The organism is Pseudorhizobium banfieldiae (assembly GCF_000967425.1).
Classification (GTDB): domain Bacteria; phylum Pseudomonadota; class Alphaproteobacteria; order Rhizobiales; family Rhizobiaceae; genus Neorhizobium; species Neorhizobium banfieldiae.
Genome location: NZ_FO082820.1, coordinates 3,923,860 through 3,946,038, shown reverse-complemented (window position 1 = coordinate 3,946,038; position 22,179 = coordinate 3,923,860). Strand labels below are relative to the sequence as shown.

The window sequence follows — 22,179 nt, the reverse complement described above, 5'->3', positions numbered from 1 at the left end:
AAGCGGAACATCAGGAGGAACAGCTTCATGCGCATCGTCTGCATCGGCGGCGGCCCGGCGGGGCTCTATTTCGCGCTCCTGATGAAGAAGCAGAACCCTGCGCACGAGATTTCGGTCGTCGAGCGCAATCGTCCCTATGACACGTTCGGCTGGGGTGTCGTGTTTTCCGATGCAACCATGGAGGCGATGCGCGCGTGGGATCCGGAGAGTGCGGCCGAGATCGAGGATGCCTTCAACCACTGGGACGACATCGAGGTCTGGTTCAAGGGTACCCGCCAGCGCACCTCCGGCCATGGCTTCGTTGGCATTGGCCGCAAGAAGCTCCTCAACATCCTGCAGCGCCGCTGCGAAGCGCTCGGCGTCGAACTGGTGTTCGAGACGGAGGTCGCGAGCGACCTCGACTATGCGGATGCGGATCTCATCATCGCCTCGGACGGCTTCAATTCGAAGATCCGCAACCGGTATCAGGAGGTTTTCGAACCCGACCTCGTGACACGGCCGAACCGCTATATCTGGCTCGGCACCAACAAGCTCTACGATGCCTTCACCTTCGATTTCCGCAAGACGGATCACGGCTGGTTCCAGGCGCACATCTACAAGTTCGACGACAAGACTTCGACCTTCATCGTCGAGACCACCGAGGATGCCTACGAAAAGCATGGTCTCGGCCAGATGGACCAGCAGGGGTCGATCGACTTCTGCCAGGATCTGTTTTCCGAGGTTCTGGACGGCGCCGAACTGATGACCAATGCCCGCCACCTGCGGGGTTCCGCGTGGTTGAACTTCAACCGCCTGATCTGCGGCAAGTGGAGCCACTTCAACGGCCACTCGCACGTCGTGCTGATGGGCGACGCCGCCCATACCGCCCACTTCGCCATAGGGTCGGGGACGAAGCTCGCCATCGATGATGCGATCGAGCTCACAAATCAGTTCAACCGGCACGGCCATGCGAAGGAGCATATCCCGGCGGTTCTGGAGGACTACGAGGAGATCCGCCGCGTCGACGTCGCCCGCATCCAGAACGCCGCGCGCAATGCAATGGAATGGTTCGAGGTCGTGGGCAGGCGCTATGCCGATACGCTGCCGCCCGAACAGTTCATGTATTCTATGCTGACCCGGTCGCAGCGCATCAGCCATGAGAACCTGCGGCTGCGCGACAAGGCCTGGCTCGAGGGCTACGAGCGCTGGTTCGCCGGTCAGGCAGGTGTCGAACCGTCAGCCGATGGCCGGGTGCCACCTCCGATGTTCACGCCTTATACGATGCGCGGGGTGACGCTGAAGAACCGCATCGTCATGTCGCCGATGGCGATGTATTCGGCCAAGGACGGCGTGTTCGACGATTTCCATCTCGTGCATCTGGGCGCCCGCGCGCTCGGCGGCGCAGCACTCGTCTTCGGCGAAATGACCTGCGTGTCGCCGGACGCCCGAATCACCCCCGGCTGCCTCGGCCTGTGGAACGACAAGCAGGCGGAGGGTTGGAAGCGATTTGTGGATTTCGTCCATGGCAACAGCACCGCGAAGGTGGGCATCCAGCTTGGCCATGCCGGGCGGAAGGGTGCCACGAAGCTGGCATGGGAAGGGATCGACCAGCCGCTTCAGACGGGCGACTGGCCGCTGATCTCCGCCTCCGCCCTGCCCTACCTGCAGAACAGCCAGGTTCCGAAAGCCATGGACCGTGCGGACATGGATCGGGTCAAGGCAGATTTCGTGCGCGCCACCGAGCTTGCCGTGACAACCGGCGCCGACTGGCTGGAGCTTCACTGCGCCCACGGCTACCTGCTCTCAAGCTTCCTGTCGCCGCTGACCAACCGTCGAGCCGACGAATATGGCGGCAGCCACGAGAACCGCGCCCGCTACCCGCTGGAGATCTTCAATGCCATTCGCGCCGTCTGGCCTGAGGATAAGCCAATCTCGGTGCGCCTCTCCTGCCACGACTGGTTCGAGGGCGGCAATACGCCAGACGACGCGGCAATCTTCGCGCAGATGTTCAAGGACGCCGGAGCCGACATGATCGACTGCTCGTCCGGCCAAGTCTGGAAGGAAGAAAAGCCGGTCTACGGCCGCCTTTTCCAGACGCCGTTCTCCGACAAGATCCGCAACGAGGTCGGCATTCCCACCATTGCCGTCGGCGCGATCTCGGAAGCGGACCACGCCAATTCGGTGATCGCCGCGGGCCGCGCCGATCTCTGCGCTGTCGCCCGTCCGCATCTCGCCGATCCGGCCTGGGTGCTGCACGAGGCAGCGCGCATCGGGCTCACCGACATCGCCTGGCCGAAGCAGTACTATTCCGGCAAACAGCAATACGAGACCAATCTGGCGCGTGCCGCAGCAACGAAGTGAGGATCGGCTGATGGATGCAGCGCGCAAGCTTGAAGGGCGTCATGCGCTGGTAACGGGTGCCGGCAGCGGCATCGGTGCTGCCATCGCGACCGCGCTCGTCGAGGCCGGTGCGAGGGTCACCCTGGCCGGACGCCGCGCAGAACCGCTGAAGGCGCTCGCCGAAAGACTCGGCGCCTCGCAGGTTCACGTGGCTCATGGCTTCGACGTCACAAGCGAGACGGCTGTTGCGGAGGGCATGATAACCGCCCGCGCCGCATTTGGTCCCGTCGACATCCTCATAAACAATGCCGGAGAGGCGCCCAGCGCTCCATTCGAGAAGACCTCGCTGGACATGTGGAACCACGTCCTCGCGGTCGACCTGACTGGAGCCTTCCTCGTCACGCAGGCTGCCCTTCCAGACCTGAAGTCGCGCGGCGACGGTGCCCGTATCATCAACGTCGCCTCCACCGCGGGCCTCACCGGCTATGCGTATGTTTCGGCCTATACCGCGGCAAAGCATGGCGTCATCGGCCTCACGCGTTCGTTGGCGCTGGAACTTGCGAAGACGGGTATCACCATTAACGCAGTCTGCCCCGGCTTTACCGATACGCCGCTGATCGCGCAGGCGATCGAAACAATCGTCGCGAAGACCGGCCGCAGCCGGGAAGACGCGATGAAGGGATTCACGAAAAGCAATCCGCAGGGACGGCTGATCCGGCCGGAAGAAGTCGCAGACGCGGTTCTGTGGCTGGCATCGCCCGCCGCGGCTTCGATCAACGGCCAGGCGATCGCAATCGCCGGCGGGGAGGTATTGGCAGGATGAGCACGGCTTCCATGGCAGGGCACCTTCGCCCGTTCAAGGATTATCAGGCGCAGCATTTCCTCTGGGAGGTCAGCACCGACGGGCGGGTCGCCACGATCCGGCTGAACCGGCCGGACCGTAAGAATCCGCTTACCTTCGAAAGCTATGCGGAGCTGCGAGACCTGTTCCGCGACCTTGCATATGCTTCGGATGTTCGCGCGGTGGTCCTGACCGGAGCCGGCGGCAATTTTTCGTCTGGCGGTGACGTGTTCGAGATCATCGAACCGCTGACGCAGATGGCGATGCCGGACCTTCTCGCCTTTACGCGGATGACCGGAGATCTGGTCAAGGCGATGAAGAAGTGCCCGCAGCCGATCGTCGCGGCGGTGGACGGCATCTGCGCCGGCGCTGGCGCCATCCTCGCCATGGCCTCCGACCTGCGGCTTGCGACGCCCGAGGCGAAGACCGCTTTCCTCTTTACCCGCGTGGGTCTTGCCGGTGCGGACATGGGCGCCTGTGGTATCCTGCCGCGCATCATCGGCCAGGGCCGTGCCGCCGAACTCCTCTTCACCGGCCGCGCCATGAGCGCCTCGGAAGGTCACGCCTGGGGCTTCTACAATGCGCTTCACGCGGCGGACGCCGTGGAGGCCGAGGCACTGAAACTGGCGCAGTCGCTGGCGGACGGACCGTGGTTCGCCCACACGATGACCAAGACCATGCTGAACCAGGAATGGGCGATGGGCATCGACGAGATGATCGAGTCGGAGGCGCAGGCGCAAGCCGTCTGCATGGCGACCAAGGATTTCCGCCGCGCCTTCGAAGCCTTTGCTGATAAGCGCAAGCCCGTCTTCGAGGGGAACTGACATGGCGGCACCGACCCGGCTAACCGGTCCGACCCGCGAGCATCTCGACTGGCCCTTCTTCGACGACAGCCACCGTACGCTGGCGGCACGGCTCGACGCCTATACTGCATCGGCTGCGCTTTCCGCCATCGACCATGCCGACACCGATCGCGCCTGCCGCAACCTCGTTCGCTCGCTCGGAGAGGCCGGGCTACTGGATGCGGCGACCGGCGCGGGTGGAACGCGCGCGATCGATTCCCGCGAAGCCTGCCTCACCCGCGAAACGCTTTCCTGGCATGACGGACTCGCCGATTTTGCCTTTGCGATGCAGGGGCTCGGCACCGGCGCGGTTGCGCTTTCCGGAACGGAGGAACTACGTCGCGCTGTGTTGCCGAAAGCGCAGAGCGGCGAATGGATCGCTGCCTTCGCGCTCTCCGAAAAGGACGCGGGCTCCGATGTCGCCGCCATGGCCTGCGCAGCGCGCCGCGATGGCGACCACTATGTTCTCGACGGCGAGAAGACCTGGATCTCCAATGGCGGCATTGCCGACGTCTACACCGTCTTCGCTCGTACGGGCGAAGCACCTGGAACGCGCGGCATCTCGACATTTGTCGTCTATGCCGATGATCCCGGCTTCTCGATCGCCGAACGAATTGACGTGATTGCGCCGCATCCGCTGGCGACCATCCGCTTCGAGAACTGCCGCATACCCGCTGATAGGCTGCTCGGCAGTCCCGGCGAGGGCTTCAAGATCGCCATGCGCACGCTCGACATCTTCCGCGCCTCCGTCGCTGCGGCCGCGATTGGCTTTGCCCGCCGGGCGCTGGACGAGGCGCTTGCCCATGCGACGGACCGTCCGATGTTCGGCGCCCGCCTTTCCGACCTTCAGCTGACCCAGGCTGCATTCGGCGACATGGCGGCACAGATCGATGCCGCGGCTCTCCTGACCTATCGTGCCGCCTGGCGCCGCGACGTTCAGGGCCTGCCGACCACCAAGGAAGCAGCCATGGCGAAGATGGTGGCGACGGAGAACGCCCAGCAGGTGATCGACCGCGCCCTGCAGATGTTCGGCGGACGGGGCGTGAAGAGCGGCGAGATCGTCGAGAGCCTTTATCGCGAAATCCGTGCGCTGCGGATCTACGAGGGCGCAACCGAAGTCCAGAAACTCATCATCGCGCGCGAACTCCTGAAGAGCGCGCCTCCGGAGAAGACGCATGCATGACATTCTTCAGCCCGAGGGCTGGGCGAAACCGATCGGCTATTCCAACGGCGTGGCGGCACGCGGCCGGCAGGTCTATGTCGGCGGCCAGATCGGCTGGAACGGCCAGTGCCAGTTCGAGACGGACGATTTCGTCGAGCAGGTCCGCCAGACGCTGAAGAACGTCGTCGCCGTCCTCGCAGCCGGCGGCGCAGGCCCCGAACATGTGACGACGATGACCTGGTATTTCACGGATAAGGCCGAATACCTCGCCAACCTGAAGGGCATCGGTCAGGCCTATCGCGAAATCATGGGCAGGAACTTTCCGGCCATGGCCGCCATGCAGGTGACGGCCCTCATCGAGGACCGCGCCAAGATCGAGATCCAGGCCATCGCCGTCGTGCCGGAGTAAGGCGATGGAAGCCGCCGCGATCCTTTTCTCCGACGCCGTACGCGGCGAGATCCATGACGGCGTCCTCGTCGTCACCATCGACAATCCGCCGGTCAACGCGCTCTCGGCCGATGTCCGCGCCGGCCTCGTGGCGGCACTGGACCGTGCCGGTGGTGACGCCGGTATTCTTGGGCTCCTCATCACGGGGGCCGGCAAGACCTTCATTGGCGGCGCCGACATCCGTGAATTCGGACAGCCGCCGGCGGAGCCGAACCTGCCGACGGTCATAGAGCGGATCGAACACTCTGCGAAACCAACCGTCGCGGCCATCAACGGCGCAGCCCTCGGAGGCGGCCTGGAGGTTGCGCTCGGCTGCCACTACAGGGTGGCGTCTTCGGCTACTCAGATGGGGCTCCCCGAAGTGAAGCTCGGCATCGTGCCGGGTGCGGGCGGTACCCAGCGCCTGCCCCGGCTGATCGGCATCCCTGCGTCAATCGACCTGATCGGCAGCGGCCGCAGCGTGAAGGCGAAGGAAGCGCACGAACTCGGCCTGATCGATGAAATCGCGGATGCCGGCCTGCAGGAGGCAGCCCTTGCGGCCGTTCGGCGAAATACCGGCCAAGACCCGCGCCGGACCGGCCAATTGGCGGTTCCGGCTACCGACAGCGCCGCCGTCGAAAAGGCGAAGACGAGGATCCTTGCCAAGGCACGCGGTCAACAGGCACCCGCCCAAGCCGTCCGCCTCGTGGAAGCGGCCGCGCGGCCGCTCGCCGAAGGCATGGCCGACGAGCGGGCCACCTTCCTCAAGCTCCGCGAGAGCAGCGAGGCGGCCGCATTGCGCCATGTATTCTTTGGGGAACGGCAGGCATCGAAGGTTGAGGATCTGGAGGGTGTTTCCCCTCGCCCCGTCGAGACCATCGGCATCGTCGGCCTCGGCCTAATGGGAAGCGGCATCGCAGTCGCCGCACTCGCTGCCGGCTATCGCGTGATCGGGCTTGACCGGGACGATGAGGCAGCGGCCAGGGGTGGCGAGCGCATTCTCGGGCTTCTGCAGAAGAACCTCTCCGCCAGACGGATCGATCAGACGGCCTTCGACGCACAGGAGACCCGCCTCTCGGTCACGGCAGCCGATGCCGATCTTGCTCTTTGCGATCTTGTCATCGAGGCGGTGTTCGACGATCTCGGCGTCAAGATCGATCTCTTCCGCCGCCTGGACAAGGTCATCCGGCCTGACGCCATCCTTGCCACCAATACGAGCTACCTCAACCCGGACGAGATCGCCGCTGCTACCGCTCACCCGGAGCGCGTGCTTGGTCTGCATTTCTTCTCGCCGGCCCATGTCATGCGGCTGCTGGAGGTCGTGCGCTGCGCCCGCACGGCGCCCGACGTTCTGGCGACCGGGCTTGCGGTGGCGAAGAGACTCCGAAAGCTCGCGATCGTCACCGGCGTCACCGAAGGTTTCATCGGCAACAGCATCTTCTCCGCCTATCGGCGCGAGGCCGAGTTCCTGCTGGAGGACGGCGCCCTGCCGCACGAGATCGACGCGGCGCTGGAAGACTATGGGTTCCCGATGGGTCTCTTCGCCGTCTATGACATGGCGGGACTGGATATCGCCTGGGCGCGACGCAAGCGACAGGCAGTAACGCGTGATCCGTCGGAGCGTTATGTCGAGATTGCGGATCGGCTCTGCGAAGCCGGCCGGCTCGGCCAGAAGGCCGGACGAGGCTGGTATGCCTATCCCGAGGGGAAGCGGCAGGTGGATCCGGTCGTGACCGAGATCATCGCGCAGTGCCGCGCAAGCAAGGGAATTACACCGCGCAGCTTCACTGCCACAGAGATCGTCGACCGTCTGCTTGCCGCAATGGCCGCTGAGGGCAGGAAGCTGCTTGAGGACGGTATCGCCGCTCGCGAGAGCGACATCGACCTCGTGATGATCAACGGCTACGGCTTTCCGGCCCACAAGGGCGGGCCGATGTTCGCGGCAGCTCAAACGCCGAGATAACGGTCCTGCAGGTCGGCGGACAGTTCCGCCGGCGTTCCATGCCAGGCGCTCCGTCCGTTCTCCAGGATGACGCAGCGGTCGGCGACCGGAAGCAGTTCTGACAGCGTCTTGTCGACGACCAGGATGGAGAGCCCCTCGGCCTTCAACTTGCGGATCGCCGCCCAGATGTCCTGTCGGATGACAGGCGCAAGGCCCTCCGTTGCTTCGTCGAGGATCAGCAGGCGCGGATTGGTCATCAGCGCACGGCCGATTGCCAGCATCTGCTGCTCACCGCCGGAGAGCGACCGCGCCATCTGGGCGTGACGCTCGGCAAGGCGGGGGAAGAGGTCGTTGACGCGCTCAAGGCTCCACGCCCCGGGACGCGCGGCAGCAACGAGGTTCTCGTGCACCGCGAGGTTTGGAAAGCACCGCCGCCCTTCCGGCACCAGACCGATGCCGAGCTTGGCGACGCGATGCGATGGCTTACCCTTGAGATCGGTCCCCGCAAGCCGGACGGATCCGGCACGTGGCGGGTTGAGGTTGCAGATCGCCCGGATCGTCGTCGTCTTGCCCATGCCATTGCGGCCCATGAGAGCGACGGCCTGGCCTTCCTCGACCGCCAGATCCACTCCGAACAGCGCCTGACTCGCGCCATACGAGGCTTCTATCCTGGAAACATCGAGCAGCATCAGGCATGGTCTCCCAGATAAGCGGTCCGCACAGCCGGATCGCGCCGGATCTCCTCGACCGTGCCGGTGGCGATGACCCGGCCGTAGACCAGCACCGAGATCCGATCCGCCAGCGCGAAGACGGCATCCATGTCGTGCTCCACGAGCAGGATCGGTGCTTCCTGCCGGAGGCTATGGAGAAAGCCGGTCAACGCCTTCGACCCTTCCGGTCCCATGCCGGCCATCGGCTCGTCGAGCAGGAAGGCCTTGGAATTGAGGGCAAGCGCAATGGCGATTTCCAGTTGCCGACGCTCGCCGTGCGACAGTTCGGCTGCGGGAATACGTGCCCTGTCCTGAAGGCCGACGCGCTCCAGCATGGCCATCGACCGGTCGATCAGCGACGCATCGCGCATCACCGGCTTGAAGAAACGGAAGCTCGAGCCCTGCTGCGCCTGCACCGCCAGCATGACATTGCGCAGCGCCGAGAAGTCGGGGGCCAGCGAGGATACCTGGAAGGTGCGGCCAAGCCCGAGCCGCGAGCGCTCTGCGACGCCGAGATGTCCGATATCCTTGCCGGCGAGGCGGATCGTCCCGGAATCCTGCCGCAGCGTACCGCAGATCTGGTGGATGAGCGTCGACTTGCCGGCGCCATTCGGCCCGATCAGCGCGTGGATTTCGCCGGGCTTCAGGTCGAGCGAAACATGATCCGTCGCCCTGAGCGCGCCAAAGCTCTTCACGAGATCGGAGAGTTCAAGAACCGGTTCAGCCATGACGTGCCTTTCCGGCCAGAAGCCCGAGGAGCCCGCCGCGCGCGAAGAGCACGGTGCCGAGCAGGATCAGGCCGAGGAAGAACTGCCAGCGCTCCGTCAAGCCACCGAGGACGTATTCGAAGATCACGAACAGAGCCGCACCCGCGAGCGGCCCGAACAACCGTCCCGTGCCTCCGAGGATGATCAGAACGATGAGCTCGCCGGACATGTGCCAGGACAGCATGGAGGGGCTGACGAAGCGGTTGAGATCCGCAAACAGGGCACCGGCCAGTCCCGTCAGGGCCGCGGAGATCGCGAAAGCCGTGAGGCGGATCCGATAGGGTGCGATGCCAACGGTCGCGACGCGCACCTCGTTCTGGCGGGCTGCCTGCAAGGCCGAGCCGAAGCGGGATCCGCGGATCACCACGAAGAGGCCGAGCGCGACGATCAGCACCGCATAGCAGATCAGGAAGAAGCTCACCGGCTTCATCGTATTGACGCCCGGGAACTGGTTGCGCACCAGGATCGAGAGGCCATCTTCGCCGCCATAGGCCGGCCAGGAGATCGCGAAATAGTAGACCATCTGCGCGAAGGCGAGCGTGATCATGATGAAGTAGACGCCGGACGTCCGAAGACTGATCAGGCCAATCAGGAGCCCCACAAGCCCCGCCACCAGCATCGCCACCAGCCAGATCACCGGCATCTGGTTGGTGCCGGACAGACCAAGCAGGAGCGGATCGCCGGAGAAGGCATGGGTCGCGAGGATGCCGGCGGCATATCCGCCAATCCCGAAGAAGGCCGCATGGCCGAAGGACACGAGGCCGCCGAGGCCAAGCGCGAGGTTGAGGCCGGTCGCCGCCAGCGCCAGGATGGCGACGCGGGTCGCGAGCGTGACGTAGAACGGCTGGCCAAAGGCATTGGCAATGAGCGGCACCGCAAGCAGCAGCGCAGCCAGGATCAGGTTGACGAGAATTTCCCGGGTCAGCATCGCGGCCTCACGCGTGGGCTGCGGGGAAAAGCCCGCGCGGCTTCATCGCCAGGATAAGCGCCATCATGACGTAGATGAGCATTGATGCCGCAGCACCGCCGATCATGCCTGCTTGCGCGGGCGGCAGGAAAATACCGACGAGCTGTGGAAGCAGCAACCGGCCCATCGTATCCACAACGCCGACCAGCAGCGCTCCAAGGAGCGCGCCCTTGATGGAGCCGATGCCGCCGATGACGATCACCACGAAGGCGAGGATGAGGACAGGCTCGCCCATGCCGACCTGCACGGATTGCAGCGCGCCGACCATGGCGCCGGCAAGGCCCGCAAGCGCTGCACCGAGGGCGAAGACGACCGTATAGAGCGTACGGATGTCGACGCCGAGGGCGCCGATCATCTCGCGGTCGCTTTCGCCCGCGCGGATGCGCATGCCCAGCCGCGTCTTGCCGATCAGGAGATAGAGTCCGAAGGCTACGAGTGCGCCGGCGGCGATGATCGCCAGTCGATAGACGGGGTATTGCGCACCACCGGGCAGCGCCACCGCGCCCTGCAGGAGCGGCGGAATGTTGAGATAGAGCGGGAACGAGCCGAACAGCCAGCGGGTCCCCTCCGAAAACATCAGGATCAGAGCGAAGGTCGCCAGAACCTGGTCCAGGTGGTCACGGTCGTAGAGCCGCCGGATGACGAGCAGCTCGACGATCGCTCCGGCCGCCGCCGCGCAGGCGAGGCTGGCGACGAGGCCGAGCCAGAAGGAGCCCGTTGCCGCAGCCACCGCCGCACAGGCGAACGCGCCGACCATGTAGAGAGAACCATGTGCGAGATTGATCAGCCCCATGACGCCGAAGATCAGCGTCAGCCCGGCAGCCATGAGAAACAACATGACGCCGAGCTGAAGGCCATTGAGCAACTGCTCAAGAGCAAGTGCGAAAGTCACCAGTCAACCTTACATCTTGCAGTCTTTGGCGTAGGCATCCTGGTGATCGGTGAAGACCGGCGCGAGGATCTTATTCGTAAGAACATCACCGTCCTTCACCACTTCGCGGACGTAGATGTCCTGGATCGGGTGCTGGTTGGTGTTGAACTTGAACTTACCACGCGGCGACTGGATGTCCGCCTTCAGGAGCTCCGCACGGAATGATTCCGTATCCTTCACATCGGCCTTGGCTGCTGCGGATGCAATCAGTTGGCCCGCATCATAAGCCTGCACGGCATAGATGGACGGCAGGCGACCGTATTCAGCCTGGAAAGCCTCCACGAACTTCTTGTTCGCCTCATTGTCCAGGTCCTTGGCCCAGTGGCCGGAATTCTTGACGCCGAGAGCAGCGTCGCCGATCGCCCCAAGAACATCCTGGCTGAAGGAGAAGCCCGGGCCCATGATCGGGATTTCGACGCCCGACTGGGCGTACTGCTTCATGAAGGCGATGCCCATGCCGCCCGGAAGGAAGGCGAAGACGCCGTCGGCACCGGAGGCACGGATTTGGGCGATCTCGGCCGCATAGTCGGTCTGGCCGACCTGGGTGTAGACTTCCGAAGCAACTTCGCCCTTGTAGAAGCGCTTGAACCCGGTCAGCGAATCCTTCCCCGCCGGATAGTTCGGCGCCATGATGAACATCTTCTTGTAGTCCTTGTTGGCGTATTCGCCCATGGCTTCATGAAGATTGTCGTTCTGGTAGGCGGCGTTGAAATAGAGCGGGTTGCAGTTCTCGCCGGCAAGTGCCGCCGGCGCGGCATTGGTGGAGACATAAAGCTTGCCCTGGGCGACTGCGCTCGGCGCGACCGCCATCAGCAGGTTCGACCAGACGATACCGGTCAGGATATCGACCTGGTCGCTCTGGATCATCTTGTCGGCGATCTGTACGGCCAGTTCCGGCTTCTGTCCATCGTCCTCGGTGATGACCTCGATCTCGCTATTGCCTGCCTGCTTGATGGCCAGCATGAAGCCGTCGCGCGTGTCGATGCCGAGGCCGGCACCGCCGCCCGAAAGCGTCGTGATCATGCCGATCTTCACAGGCTCGGCGAAGGCAAGGCCGGAAACGCTCATGCTGAGCGCCAGCGTGGCGGCGGAAACCAGTTTCTTCATTGTTTCGAACTCCCAGTTGTTCTTATGACCCCATCCCCAGGCGCGGACCCCTCGATCTCGCAGCCCGGATATCCGCCCGATGTCATCACCGACCGGTATTCCCGATACCTTCCATACTTGCAAAAGAACGTCCACTGGCGAAGCCGCTGGAATGCGCTTTTGCAGAATGTCGGTAAACGCTCATGCCGCACTCGCCTGCTTCAGCCGGAACCGCTGGATCTTCCCTGACTCCGTCTTCGGCAGTGCGTCGGTGAAGACGATGGAGCGCGGATACTTGTAGGGCGCGATGACATTCTTGACGTGCTCCTGCAGGAGCTTCGCCATGGCATCGCACGCCGCACGACGATCGACCAGCACGACATGCGCCTCGACGATATGGCCACGTTCCGTGTCCGGAACTCCGATCACCGCGCATTCGGCAACCGCCTCGTGCTTCAGCAGTGCCGCCTCGACCTCCGGACCGGCAATGTTGTAGCCGGCCGAGACGATCATGTCGTCGGAGCGGGCGGCGAAGTGGAAATAGCCTTCCTCGTCCTCCACAAAGGAATCGCCGGTAAGGTTCCAGCCGTCGCGCACGTAGTCGCGCTGCCTGTCGTCGGCGAGATAGCGGCAGCCGATGGGGCCCTTGACGGCGAGCTTGCCGATCGTTCCCCGCGGCACCTCGCGCATATCGTCATCCACGACGACGGCCTGGTAGCCGGTGAGCGGCTTGCCCGTGCAGGCAGGCTTGGAGTCGTCGAGCCGGTTGGAGATGAAGATGTGCAGCATCTCTGTCGAGCCTATGCCATCGACGATCGGCTTGCCGGTCTTCTGCACCCACTGGTCATAGACGGGAGCCGGCAGTGTTTCGCCCGCCGACACCGCGACGCGGAGTGAGGAAAGATCGGCGCCTTCATCCATGGCGGAAAGCATGGCGCGGTAGGCAGTGGGCGCGGTGAAGCAGATCGTCGCCTTATAGGTCTCGATGATCTCGATCATCTTCGGCGGCGTCGCCTGCTCGAGCAGCGTGGCTGCCGCGCCGAAGCGCAACGGGAAGACCGCAAGACCGCCGAGGCCGAAGGTAAAGGCGAGCGGCGGGGAGCCGACGAATACATCGTCCGGCGTGACCTTCAGCACTTCCTTCGCATAGGCATCGGCGATGATCAGGATGTCCCGGTGGAAGTGCATGGTCGCCTTCGGCACGCCGGTGGAGCCGGAGGTGAAGCCCAGCAGCGCGACATCGTCCCGTCCCGTTTTCACGGCCTCGAATTTGACCGGCTTGTCGAGGGCGGCGCGATCGAGTTCGGCATCGTGATTGGCCGTGCCGTCGAAGCCGATCACCTGCTCCAGAAACCGGCTCTCCTTGGCGACCGCCACCAGTTCGTCCATCAGCCGGGTGTCGCAAAGCGCCATGGTGACTTCGGCCTTGTCGACCACCTTGGCGATCTCTCCGGCGCGCAGCATCGGCATGGTGTTGACGACCACGGCGCCGGCCTTCGTCGCCGCAAGCCAGCAGGCAACCATGGCGGGGTTGTTCGCCGAGCGGATCAGGACCCGGTTACCGGGCTTCAGCCCGTAGTCTTCCGTCAGAGCCCGCGCGATGCGGTTCGTCCAGTCGGAAAGCTCCTTGTAGGTCCGGCGACGGCCGTTGCCAATCAGCGCGGTATGGTCGCCAAAGCCGCGCTCGACCATCCGGTCCGTCAACTCGACCCCGGCGTTCAGCCATTCGGGATAATCGAAGCCGTCGAGAAGAAGCTCCGGCCACTGGTCCGGCGGCGGGAGATGGTCGCGCGCAAACGTGTCCAGATGGCCTGTCGGTCCCAGTTTCATCATCGAGTTCCCATGCGTTCTTCTTGGTCCGCAACCCGAGGATATCCGGTGCTGCGGCCGTGGCATTTTTGCCTTTTCACCAGAAAAGCACCGCTCCCGCGCGCTGGCAAGAGAGAAATTTTAAGTTTGTAATAATTTTGGACCGGCAGCCATGCACCCCCTTCCTCTCATGACAGCCAGATGCAACTATGGATGCGACTGGATGATACTGAGGGCCACATGCGACACCGGATATCCGATTGGGACGATGCCTATGCCAACGGACCCAACATCCCCGGCGGGGATCGCTGGCCGGATCTCTGGGTGGGTCCGGCGCGGGAGTACCGGCATGCGCTGGAGGAAGCGGGGCATGCGAAGCTTGATCTTCGCTACGGCGACGGCGCGCGGAACAGGATGGATCTTTTCCTGCCAGCCACCGAACCTGCCGGCCTCGTCGTATTCATCCATGGCGGCTTCTGGCTGCGGCTCGACAAGTCCTACTGGTCCCATCTCGCCCGCGGCGCGGTGGAACTGGGCTATGCCGTCGCAATTCCCTCCTACACGCTATGCCCCGAGATCCGCATTGGCGGGATTACCCTTGAGGTGGCCAACGCGATCGAGCGGGCGGCAGAGCTCGTCGCCGGCCCCATACGGCTGATCGGGCACTCCGCCGGCGGCCATCTCGCGACGCGGATAATCACGGTGACCTCTCCCTTGCCGGAAGAGGTCCGCAGCCGCATTGTGCACACCGTATCGCTTTCCGGCCTGCATGACCTGCGGCCGCTGATGCACACGGCCATGAACAGGCAATTGAACATCGACCGGCAGGAGGCATGGCGCGAAAGCCCGGCACTTCTCGAGCCGATGCAGGCTGCCAGGCTGACCTGCTGGGTGGGCGGCGCGGAGCGATCGGAATTCCTCCGCCAGAACGCGCTGCTCGCCAATATCTGGAAGGGCCTTGGCGCCGAGACCGAAGTCGTCGAGGAACCGGACCGCCACCACTTCAACGTGATCGATGGGCTGGCCGATCCCCATCATCCGCTGACGCAGACGCTGCTCTCCTGACGCGCCTACAGCGAAGCCGCGGCGCGCGCCGCCTGGTCGTAGTGACCGGAGAGGGCTCGGAGCCGTGCAGCGACTTCCGAAAGACTATCAGCGGATACCTCGGTCGCCAGGACGGAGTTGACGAGCAGGCTCTCGCGCATCGCCTTGTAGCGTGCACAGGATTGCGCACCTGCTTCGGTCACCATGACCAGCTTTTCCTTGCCGCGCCGACCGGACTTGATGAGCTTCATCCGCTCCAGCTTCTTCAGTGCATAGGTCACGACGTGAGTGTCCTCGATGTTCAGCACGAGGCAGATGTCGGCAAGCGTCTTCGGCTTGTTGCGGCTGTTGATGTTATGAAGCACCAGGATGTCGACAGGCGAAAGGTCCGGCACGCCGGCCGCCGCCATGCAGCGCACCATCCATCGGTTGAAGGCGTGGTTCAGCATGATCAGCCCGAATTCGATCTCCGACAGTGCGGGCAGGGCTCCGCTGGCAAGGTGGCCCGAGGATACGATAGGGCCCAGATCATCCTTCTTGGCTGGCATGATGTCTCCTCCCGAAAATCAAAGCGCCGCCGGTAAACCCGGCGGCGCTTCTTGCATCACATCTTCTTGTAGGCGTCTACGATGGCCTTGCCCTCGTCGCCGGCCTTGGACAGCCAGTCTTCAGTCAGCTGGGCACCGACTTCCGCCAAGCCGCTCTTCAGTTCCTCGCTGGGAGCAAGAACCTGCATGCCGTTCGACTTCAGCGTCTCCATGTATGCCGCCGTCTTCTCGACACCGAGTTTCCAGCCGCGCTCTTCGGCTGCTGCCGCAGCTTCCGTGACCGCTGTCTGCACGGCCGGATCCAGCGCCTCGAACGCGCCCTTGTTCACGAAGATGACGTTCTTCGGGATCCAGGCCTGCGTGTCATAGTAGTGGGTGAGCGATTCCCAGATCTTGGAATCGACGCCGGTGGCGCTGGAGGTCATCAGGCCGTCGACCACGCCGGTCGCCAGTGCCTGCGGAAGCTCGGCAGCCTGGACCGTCACCGGCTGTGCGCCGACGAGTTCGGCGATGCGCGACGTGCCGACGTTATAGGCGCGCCACTTCAGGCCCTTGAGGTCTTCGACGGTGTTGACGTCCTTCTTGGTGTAGATGCCCTGGGGCGGCCAGGGCGTCGTGTATAGCAGCTTCAGCCCCTGCTCGTCGAGCGCCTTCTCCACCGTCGGCTTCGACGCTTCCCACAGCTTTTTCGACTCCTCGAAGCTGGTGGCGAGGAAAGGCACGACGTCGATCCCGAAGACCGGGTTCTCGTTTTCGTGCAGCGAGATCAGCACCTCGCCTGCCTGAGCCTGGCCCGTCTGCACCGCACGCTTGATTTCCGGTGCCTTGAAGAGTGCGGCGCCTGGGTGCACGGTGATCTTGAGTTCACCCTTCGTCGCTGCGTCGACGTCGGAGGCGAACTGCATGAGGTTTTCGGTATGATAGTTCGCCGGCGGATAGGCGGAAGGCAGGACCCATTCCGTCTGGGCCAGTGCCGCGCCCGCTCCCAGGGCGAGTGCCGCTGCCGTCATGCCCCAGCGGGCGATCGATCGCATGTGCAAGTTCATTGTCATTCCCCTTTGCGTTACCCCGGAAATGCCATTCGCGGCAGGACCATCACGATGTCCGGGAAGACCGTGATGATGGCGACAGTCGCCACAAGCAGGAAGAAGAAAGGAAGCGCGGCGCGGGCAACCGTCAGGCTGTCGCGGCCGCTCATCGTCTGCAGCACGAAGAGATTGAACCCCACGGGCGGCGTGATCTGCGCCATCTCGACCATCAGGACCAGGAAGACACCGAACCAGATGAGGTCGAAGCCCGCCTGCTGGATCATTGGAAGCACCACGACCGTGGTGAGCACGATCATCGACAGTCCGTCGATGGCGCAGCCGAGGAGGATGTACATGATCGTCAGGACCGCAATCAGCGCATAGGGGCTGAGGCCGAAGCCGTCCACCCAACTCGCCAGCGCGGCCGGAATGCCGGTATAGCCCATGGCGATCGACATATAGCCGGCGCCGGTGAGGATCAGCATGATCATCGCCGTCATGCGGGTCGCCCCCATGACGCTTTCCTTGAAGCTCTTCCAGGTAAGCGCGCGCTGCCAAGCGGCAATCACCAGCGACCCGAGCACGCCCCAGGCGGCACATTCGGTTGCCGTGGCCCAGCCCATGAGCAGGGCCGAGAAGACAGTCATGATCAGGAGAGCCAGCGGGATAAGGTTCAGACTTTCCCTGAGCTTGCTGGCCAGACTGGTCTTCGGCGCCGGCGGCGGGCTTCTGTCCGGGTTCATCAGCGACCAGACGACGATGGCGGTCATGTAGAGCACCATGACGATGGCAGCCGGAATGAGGCCGGCAATGAACATCTGGATGATGGAAACATTCGCCGCAACCGCATAGACGATCATGGTGATCGACGGCGGGACCAGGAAGCCGAGGGTTCCGGCACCGGCGAGCGAACCAAGGCTGATCATGTCGTCATAGCCACGCTTCTTGAGTTCCGGCAGCGTGATCTTGGCGACCATGGCCGTCGTGGCCGCGGAGGAGCCGGAGACGGCGCCGAAAAGCCCGCAGCCAAGGACGTTGACGTGGATCAGGCGCCCGGGAAGCCAGTTCAGCCAAGGCGACAGGCCGCGGAACATTTCGTCCGAGAGCCGCGTCCGGTAGAGAATCTCGCCCATCCAGACGAAGAGCGGCAAGGCGGCAAGGCTCCAGGAGGCGGTCCCGCTCCAGGCATTGGTGGCGAGTGCCGCACCGATCTGAATGCCGGCGGGCGCGAACTGCATGGCGACGAAGCCGCAGACGAGCAGCGCGATACCGATCCAGACGCCGCCGACAAGGAGGAAAAGGAGGGCGCCAAGGATAAGCCCGGAGACTTCGATCAGAGACAGGGCATCCATGATCAGACCCCGCTTTCCATGACGCGCTCGATGATCTCGTCCGGGCTTTCCGCCTTCGGTTTTTCGTAGCGCGGAGCACCGCCAAACAGCAGGTGGATAAGTTCATCGACGAAGGCGATCGCGAGAATGGTAAGGCCAGCCGACATGCCGAACTGCGGGATCCACAGCGGCACCGCAATCACGCCCATCGAGACGTCGTTGAAACGCCAGGAGAACAGGGTCATCTCGATCGCGTACCAGGCGAAATAGGAAACCGCGGCGGCACCGATGGCCGTGCAGGCGATCTCGATCATCTTCCGCGGCAGCCCGCTGATCCGGTCGATCAGCAATCCCATGCGGATGAGTTCCGCCGATCTGAACGTGTGTGCCAGGCCAAGAAATGCGGTCGCGGCCATGCACCAGGCCGTAAAGTCGTCCCCGGCCGGGACATCTATCCCGAGAGGCCGTCCGGCGGACAGCGACAGCATGATCAGGAAGATTGCGATGAGAAAGATGCCGGCGAGCCAGCCCGCGGCGAGGTAGAGACCGTCGAGCGCCTTCCTCAGCCACTCGGGGAAAATGCTATGGCGCGGATCAATGGAGGACACAGATGGCCCTCCCGTGTGGAATACGGCAGTCAAACATGGTCGGCTCCCCTCGGTTGCCGTGGCCGGGCGAAGCTCTGGCGGCTTCTTTGCCCGTTGTGGCGGCATGATGCAGCAACGAGCATTTTGCTGTCAATCAATCATTGACGTTTTATCGACGAAATGTATTCGTAAGGGAAAAGCAATCAACGAGGGGCTCGTCATGACCAGCGGCAAGTGGGATTTCTGGATCGATCGCGGCGGCACGTTCACCGACATCGTCGGGCGCAGGCCGGATGGTTCGCTGATCGCGCACAAGCTCCTCTCTGAGAATCCTGAGGCCTACCGGGATGCTGCCGTCCAGGGAATCCGGGAACTCCTGGAGCTAAAGCCGGGCGAACCTGTCCCTGCCGGCGCGATCGGTGCGGTGAAGATGGGGACCACGGTTGCGACCAATGCCCTCCTCGAACGCAAGGGCGAGCGAACACTGCTCGTGACGACGCGCGGCTTCCGCGATGCGCTGGCGATCGGCTACCAGGCGCGGGCCGACATCTTCGCCAAGAGGATCATCAAGCCGGAGCTGCTCTACAGCGCCGTGGTGGAAGTCGACGAACGCGTGCGGGCCGATGGCGAGATCGAGGCAGCCCCCGACGAAGCCGTCATCCGCCGCGACCTGCAGGCGCAGTTCGATGCCGGATTCCGCGCCGTCGCGATCGTCTTCATGCACGCCTACCGGTACCCGCAGCACGAGCAATCGGCCGCCAAGGTGGCACGCGAGATCGGATTTACCCAGGTCTCTGTCAGCCACGAGGTCTCGCCGCTGATCAAGCTGGTGGGCCGTGGCGACACGACGGTCGTCGACGCCTATCTCTCGCCGATCCTGCGCCGTTACGTGGAGCAGGTAGCATCCGAACTCGGTGCCGACGCCGAAGGCGGGGCGCGTCTGATGTTCATGCAGTCCTCGGGTGGCCTCACGGCTGCCGACCTTTTCCAGGGCAAGGACGCCATCCTCTCCGGCCCCGCCGGCGGTGTCGTCGGCGCGGTGGAGACGTCAAGGCTCGCCGGCTTTGACCGCATGATCGGCTTCGACATGGGCGGCACGTCGACGGACGTCTCCCACTACGATGGCGAGCTGGAGCGGTCCTTCGAGACGGAAGTTGCCGGCGTTCGGATGCGCGCGCCGATGATGTCCATCCACACCGTTGCGGCCGGCGGCGGCTCCATCCTCCACTTCGAGAACGGGCGCTTCCGCGTCGGGCCGGATTCCGCCGGCGCCAATCCCGGCCCGAAAGCCTATCGCCGCGGCGGGCCCCTCACCGTCACCGATGCCAACGTCATGCTCGGAAAGCTTTCGCCTGAGCTCTTCCCGAAGATCTTCGGCCCGAACCGCGACCAGCCGCTCGACGCAGTTGCCGTTCGCGCTGCCTTCGAGGACATGGCCATGACCATCGGCGACGGGCGTATGCCGGAAGAAGTCGCAGATGGCTTCCTGGCGATCGCCGTCGAGAACATGGCGAATGCGGTGAAGAAGATCAGCGTCCAACGCGGTTACGACGTCACCAATTACGTGCTGACCTGCTTCGGCGGTGCCGGCGGCCAGCATGCCTGCCTCACGGCCGATGCGCTCGGCATCTCGACCGTCATGATCCACCCCTTCTCCGGCATCCTGTCCGCATACGGTATGGGACTTGCAGACATTCGCGCCACCCGCCAGAAGACCGTTTCCGTCGCTCTCGGCGAGGCTCTGGATGCGCTGCCGCCAGTGCGCGACGAGCTAACAGCGAGCGTGCTGCAGGAGATGGCTGCGCAAGGCGTGATCGAAGCCGACACCGATGTCCTGCATCGCGCCCACCTGCGCTACCAGGGCACCGATACGACGCTTGCGGTCCCCGTGTCCTCAGTCTCGGAAATGACCGAGGTCTTTGAGGCGCTTCATCGCAAACAGTTCGGCTTCATCTTCGAGAACCGCGAGATCATCTTCGAATCCTATGAAGTCGAAGCCATCGGCGGCGGTGCAGAATCCACCGAACCGACCCATGCCATCGACGACGCCGCTCCCACTGCCACAGAGGAAACGCGTTTCTTCTCTGGCGGAGAATGGCGCCAGGCGCCGGTCTACCGCCGCGCCGACATCCGTCCGGGCGCGAGAGCCGCCGGCCCATGCCTTATCGTCGAGCCGCACCAGACGATCGTGGTCGAGGATGGCTGGGCGTTCGGGATCACCGCGCTCGACCATGTCGTGCTGAAGCGGGTCAAGGCGCTCGCGCGCAGCAAGGCGGTCGGCACGGAAGCCGATCCGGTGCTGCTCGAGGTCTTCAACAACCTCTTCATGTCGATTGCCGAGCAGATGGGCGTGACGCTCCAGAACACGGCGTCGTCCGTAAACATCAAGGAGCGGCTGGACTTCTCCTGCGCCATCTTCGACGAGAACGGTGCGCTGGTCGCCAATGCGCCGCACATGCCGGTGCATCTGGGATCCATGGATCGTTCTGTGGAGTCGATCATCGCCCAGAACAAGGGCCGGATTCGTCCCGGTGACGTCTTCGCCCTGAACGCTCCATATAACGGCGGCACGCACCTTCCGGACATCACGGTGGTAACGCCGGTCTTCGATGGCGAGGGCAAGAATATCCTCTTCTACGTCGCCTCGCGCGGCCACCATGCGGATGTCGGCGGCACCGCCCCCGGTTCCATGACGCCGCTCGCCACCACCGTCGACGAGGAAGGGGTACTCTTCGACAACGTGCTCCTGGTCGATCGGGGACGCTTCGACGAGGACGGCATCACCCGTCTTCTTTCCGATCACCCCCATCCGGCCCGCAACGTGGCCCAGAACGTCGGGGACCTGCGCGCCCAGATCGCCGCCAACGAGAAGGGCGTGCATGAGATGCGCAAGATGATCGCGCAGTTCGGGCTCGACGTGGTGCAGGCCTATATGGGCCATGTGCAGGACAATGCGGAGGAGAGCGTGCGCCGCGTCGTCGAGAAGCTCGGAGATTCCGAATTCTCCTACGACACCGACCAGGGTAGCACGATCAAGGTGAAGATCACCGTCGACAAGGAAAAGCGAGAGGCAACGGTCGACTTTGCCGGCACCAGTCCGCAGAAGCCGAACAACTTCAATGCACCGGAGCCCGTCACCCGCGCCGCCGTGCTCTATGTCTTCCGCGTGATGGTCGAAAGCTCGATCCCGATGAACGCCGGCTGCCTGCGGCCGATCCGCATCATCGTGCCGGAGGGTTCGATGCTGAAGCCGCAATATCCGGCCGCGGTCGTTGCCGGCAACGTCGAGACCAGCCAGCACGTCACGAATGCCCTGTTCGGCGCTCTCGGTGCGATCGCCGCGAGCCAGGGCACGATGAACAACCTGACCTTCGGCAACGAAACCTACCAGTACTATGAAACGCTCTGCTCCGGCTCGCCCGCTGGCGTCTTCAATGATGGGACGGGCTTCGACGGCACAGATGCGGTGCATGTCCACATGACCAATTCGCGCCTCACCGATCCCGAAATCCTGGAGACGCGCTATCCCGTGTTGCTCGAGGACTTCCACATCCGGAAGAACTCCGGCGGCAAGGGCAGGTGGTCGGCCGGCAATGGGACGAAGCGAACCATCCGCTTCCTGGAGAGGATGGACTGCGCGATTCTTTCTTCCCACCGCACCATTCGGCCGCATGGCCTTGAGGGAGGCGAGGCCGGTGAGCTTGGCCAGACCATCGTCCGTCGGCTCGATGGGCGGCTCGAAGACCTCGGCGGCTGCGGCCAGACGATCCTCGAGGCCGGCGAAGCGGTGACCGTCGTCACGCCCACCGGCGGCGGCTATCGAACCCGCAACTGACGT

At 63.9% G+C, this 22,179-nt stretch carries 18 protein-coding genes; 8 read left to right on the top strand and 10 right to left on the bottom strand.

Annotated elements, in window-relative coordinates; genetic code table 11:
* The first annotated feature begins 27 nt into the window (after nt 1–27).
* The 6 genes from NT26_RS19020 to NT26_RS18995 are packed head-to-tail and all read left to right on the top strand — an operon-like array spanning nt 28 to nt 7,554.
* Nucleotides 28–2,340, top strand: a complete 2,313-nt coding sequence (locus NT26_RS19020) for a bifunctional salicylyl-CoA 5-hydroxylase/oxidoreductase (protein ID WP_052641075.1) — start codon at nt 28–30, stop codon at nt 2,338–2,340.
* 10 nt (nt 2,341–2,350) lie between these two features.
* A complete protein-coding gene (locus NT26_RS19015) occupies nt 2,351–3,142 on the top strand; it encodes an SDR family NAD(P)-dependent oxidoreductase (RefSeq protein WP_052641073.1) in 792 nt (263 codons plus the stop codon).
* Entirely contained in the window at nt 3,139–3,984 is an 846-nt protein-coding gene (locus tag NT26_RS19010) for an enoyl-CoA hydratase family protein (protein ID WP_052641071.1), read from the top strand. The genes NT26_RS19015 and NT26_RS19010 overlap by 4 nt, the downstream gene beginning before the upstream one ends.
* A gap of 1 nt (nt 3,985) precedes the next feature.
* Nucleotides 3,986–5,185 (top strand): acyl-CoA dehydrogenase family protein, encoded by a 1,200-nt coding sequence (locus NT26_RS19005; protein WP_052641069.1) that lies wholly within the window; start codon nt 3,986–3,988, stop codon nt 5,183–5,185.
* Nucleotides 5,178–5,573, top strand: a complete 396-nt coding sequence (locus NT26_RS19000) for a RidA family protein (protein WP_052641067.1) — start codon at nt 5,178–5,180, stop codon at nt 5,571–5,573. The genes NT26_RS19005 and NT26_RS19000 overlap by 8 nt, the downstream gene beginning before the upstream one ends.
* 4 nt (nt 5,574–5,577) lie before the next feature.
* Complete coding sequence (locus NT26_RS18995; RefSeq protein ID WP_052641065.1) at nt 5,578–7,554, top strand: 3-hydroxyacyl-CoA dehydrogenase NAD-binding domain-containing protein; 1,977 nt, start codon at nt 5,578–5,580, stop codon at nt 7,552–7,554.
* Here NT26_RS18995 and NT26_RS18990 read toward each other — a convergent pair.
* The 6 genes from NT26_RS18990 to NT26_RS18965 form a co-directional block, all read right to left on the bottom strand.
* Complete coding sequence (locus tag NT26_RS18990) at nt 7,539–8,222, bottom strand: ABC transporter ATP-binding protein (RefSeq protein ID WP_172974111.1); 684 nt, start codon at nt 8,220–8,222, stop codon at nt 7,539–7,541. The two genes, NT26_RS18995 and NT26_RS18990, sit on opposite strands and share 16 nt — an antisense overlap.
* Nucleotides 8,222–8,971: an ABC transporter ATP-binding protein gene (locus tag NT26_RS18985; RefSeq protein ID WP_052641063.1), complete on the bottom strand. Its 750-nt coding sequence runs from the start codon at nt 8,969–8,971 to the stop codon at nt 8,222–8,224. The genes NT26_RS18990 and NT26_RS18985 overlap by 1 nt, the downstream gene beginning before the upstream one ends.
* On the bottom strand, nt 8,964–9,938 hold the full coding sequence (locus NT26_RS18980) for a branched-chain amino acid ABC transporter permease (protein WP_052641061.1): 975 nt from the start codon (nt 9,936–9,938) through the stop codon (nt 8,964–8,966). Before NT26_RS18980 ends, NT26_RS18985 begins: the two co-directional genes overlap by 8 nt.
* Nucleotides 9,939–9,945: 7 nt before the next feature.
* Nucleotides 9,946–10,869: a branched-chain amino acid ABC transporter permease gene (locus NT26_RS18975; RefSeq protein WP_052641059.1), complete on the bottom strand. Its 924-nt coding sequence runs from the start codon at nt 10,867–10,869 to the stop codon at nt 9,946–9,948.
* A 9-nt stretch (nt 10,870–10,878) separates the two neighbouring features.
* Nucleotides 10,879–12,015 (bottom strand): ABC transporter substrate-binding protein, encoded by a 1,137-nt coding sequence (locus NT26_RS18970; RefSeq protein WP_052641057.1) that lies wholly within the window; start codon nt 12,013–12,015, stop codon nt 10,879–10,881.
* A 180-nt stretch (nt 12,016–12,195) separates the two neighbouring features.
* Complete coding sequence (locus NT26_RS18965; protein WP_244467644.1) at nt 12,196–13,827, bottom strand: AMP-binding protein; 1,632 nt, start codon at nt 13,825–13,827, stop codon at nt 12,196–12,198.
* Between the two features lie 216 nt (nt 13,828–14,043).
* Between NT26_RS18965 and NT26_RS18960 the strand changes: the two genes are divergently transcribed.
* A complete protein-coding gene (locus NT26_RS18960) occupies nt 14,044–14,868 on the top strand; it encodes an alpha/beta hydrolase (RefSeq protein WP_052641055.1) in 825 nt (274 codons plus the stop codon).
* A gap of 5 nt (nt 14,869–14,873) precedes the next feature.
* Here NT26_RS18960 and NT26_RS18955 read toward each other — a convergent pair whose 3' ends face one another.
* The 4 genes from NT26_RS18955 to NT26_RS18940 are packed head-to-tail and all read right to left on the bottom strand — an operon-like array spanning nt 14,874 to nt 18,362.
* Nucleotides 14,874–15,395: a winged helix DNA-binding protein gene (locus NT26_RS18955; RefSeq protein ID WP_052641053.1), complete on the bottom strand. Its 522-nt coding sequence runs from the start codon at nt 15,393–15,395 to the stop codon at nt 14,874–14,876.
* Between the two features lie 56 nt (nt 15,396–15,451).
* The gene (locus tag NT26_RS18950) at nt 15,452–16,441 is read right to left on the bottom strand and encodes a TRAP transporter substrate-binding protein (protein ID WP_244467643.1); all 990 of its coding nucleotides are present in this window, start codon (nt 16,439–16,441) and stop codon (nt 15,452–15,454) included.
* A gap of 17 nt (nt 16,442–16,458) precedes the next feature.
* On the bottom strand, nt 16,459–17,775 hold the full coding sequence (locus NT26_RS18945; RefSeq protein WP_052641051.1) for a TRAP transporter large permease: 1,317 nt from the start codon (nt 17,773–17,775) through the stop codon (nt 16,459–16,461).
* Between the two features lie 2 nt (nt 17,776–17,777).
* On the bottom strand, nt 17,778–18,362 hold the full coding sequence (locus tag NT26_RS18940) for a TRAP transporter small permease (protein WP_052641048.1): 585 nt from the start codon (nt 18,360–18,362) through the stop codon (nt 17,778–17,780).
* A 199-nt stretch (nt 18,363–18,561) separates the two neighbouring features.
* Here NT26_RS18940 and NT26_RS18935 point away from each other — a divergent pair, with 199 nt between their 5' ends.
* Nucleotides 18,562–22,176, top strand: coding sequence for a hydantoinase B/oxoprolinase family protein (locus NT26_RS18935; protein WP_052641046.1), 3,615 nt, complete (start codon nt 18,562–18,564; stop codon nt 22,174–22,176).
* Nucleotides 22,177–22,179: the final 3 nt, after the last annotated feature.

Excerpts from the sequence above, each read along its gene's own strand:
- NT26_RS19020 (WP_052641075.1), top strand. The coding sequence starts at position 28 with ATGCGCATCGTCTGCATCGGCGGCGGCCCGGCGGGGCTCTATTTCGCG.
- NT26_RS19015 (WP_052641073.1), top strand. The coding sequence starts at position 2,351 with ATGGATGCAGCGCGCAAGCTTGAAGGGCGTCATGCGCTGGTAACGGGT.
- NT26_RS19010 (WP_052641071.1), top strand. The coding sequence starts at position 3,139 with ATGAGCACGGCTTCCATGGCAGGGCACCTTCGCCCGTTCAAGGATTAT.
- NT26_RS19005 (WP_052641069.1), top strand. The coding sequence starts at position 3,986 with ATGGCGGCACCGACCCGGCTAACCGGTCCGACCCGCGAGCATCTCGAC.
- NT26_RS19000 (WP_052641067.1), top strand. The coding sequence starts at position 5,178 with ATGCATGACATTCTTCAGCCCGAGGGCTGGGCGAAACCGATCGGCTAT.
- NT26_RS18995 (WP_052641065.1), top strand. The coding sequence starts at position 5,578 with ATGGAAGCCGCCGCGATCCTTTTCTCCGACGCCGTACGCGGCGAGATC.
- NT26_RS18990 (WP_172974111.1), bottom strand. The coding sequence starts at position 8,222 with ATGCTGCTCGATGTTTCCAGGATAGAAGCCTCGTATGGCGCGAGTCAG.
- NT26_RS18985 (WP_052641063.1), bottom strand. The coding sequence starts at position 8,971 with ATGGCTGAACCGGTTCTTGAACTCTCCGATCTCGTGAAGAGCTTTGGC.
- NT26_RS18980 (WP_052641061.1), bottom strand. The coding sequence starts at position 9,938 with ATGCTGACCCGGGAAATTCTCGTCAACCTGATCCTGGCTGCGCTGCTG.
- NT26_RS18970 (WP_052641057.1), bottom strand. The coding sequence starts at position 12,015 with ATGAAGAAACTGGTTTCCGCCGCCACGCTGGCGCTCAGCATGAGCGTT.
- NT26_RS18965 (WP_244467644.1), bottom strand. The coding sequence starts at position 13,827 with ATGATGAAACTGGGACCGACAGGCCATCTGGACACGTTTGCGCGCGAC.
- NT26_RS18960 (WP_052641055.1), top strand. The coding sequence starts at position 14,044 with ATGCGACACCGGATATCCGATTGGGACGATGCCTATGCCAACGGACCC.
- NT26_RS18955 (WP_052641053.1), bottom strand. The coding sequence starts at position 15,395 with ATGCCAGCCAAGAAGGATGATCTGGGCCCTATCGTATCCTCGGGCCAC.
- NT26_RS18950 (WP_244467643.1), bottom strand. The coding sequence starts at position 16,441 with ATGAACTTGCACATGCGATCGATCGCCCGCTGGGGCATGACGGCAGCG.
- NT26_RS18945 (WP_052641051.1), bottom strand. The coding sequence starts at position 17,775 with ATGGATGCCCTGTCTCTGATCGAAGTCTCCGGGCTTATCCTTGGCGCC.
- NT26_RS18935 (WP_052641046.1), top strand. The coding sequence starts at position 18,562 with ATGACCAGCGGCAAGTGGGATTTCTGGATCGATCGCGGCGGCACGTTC.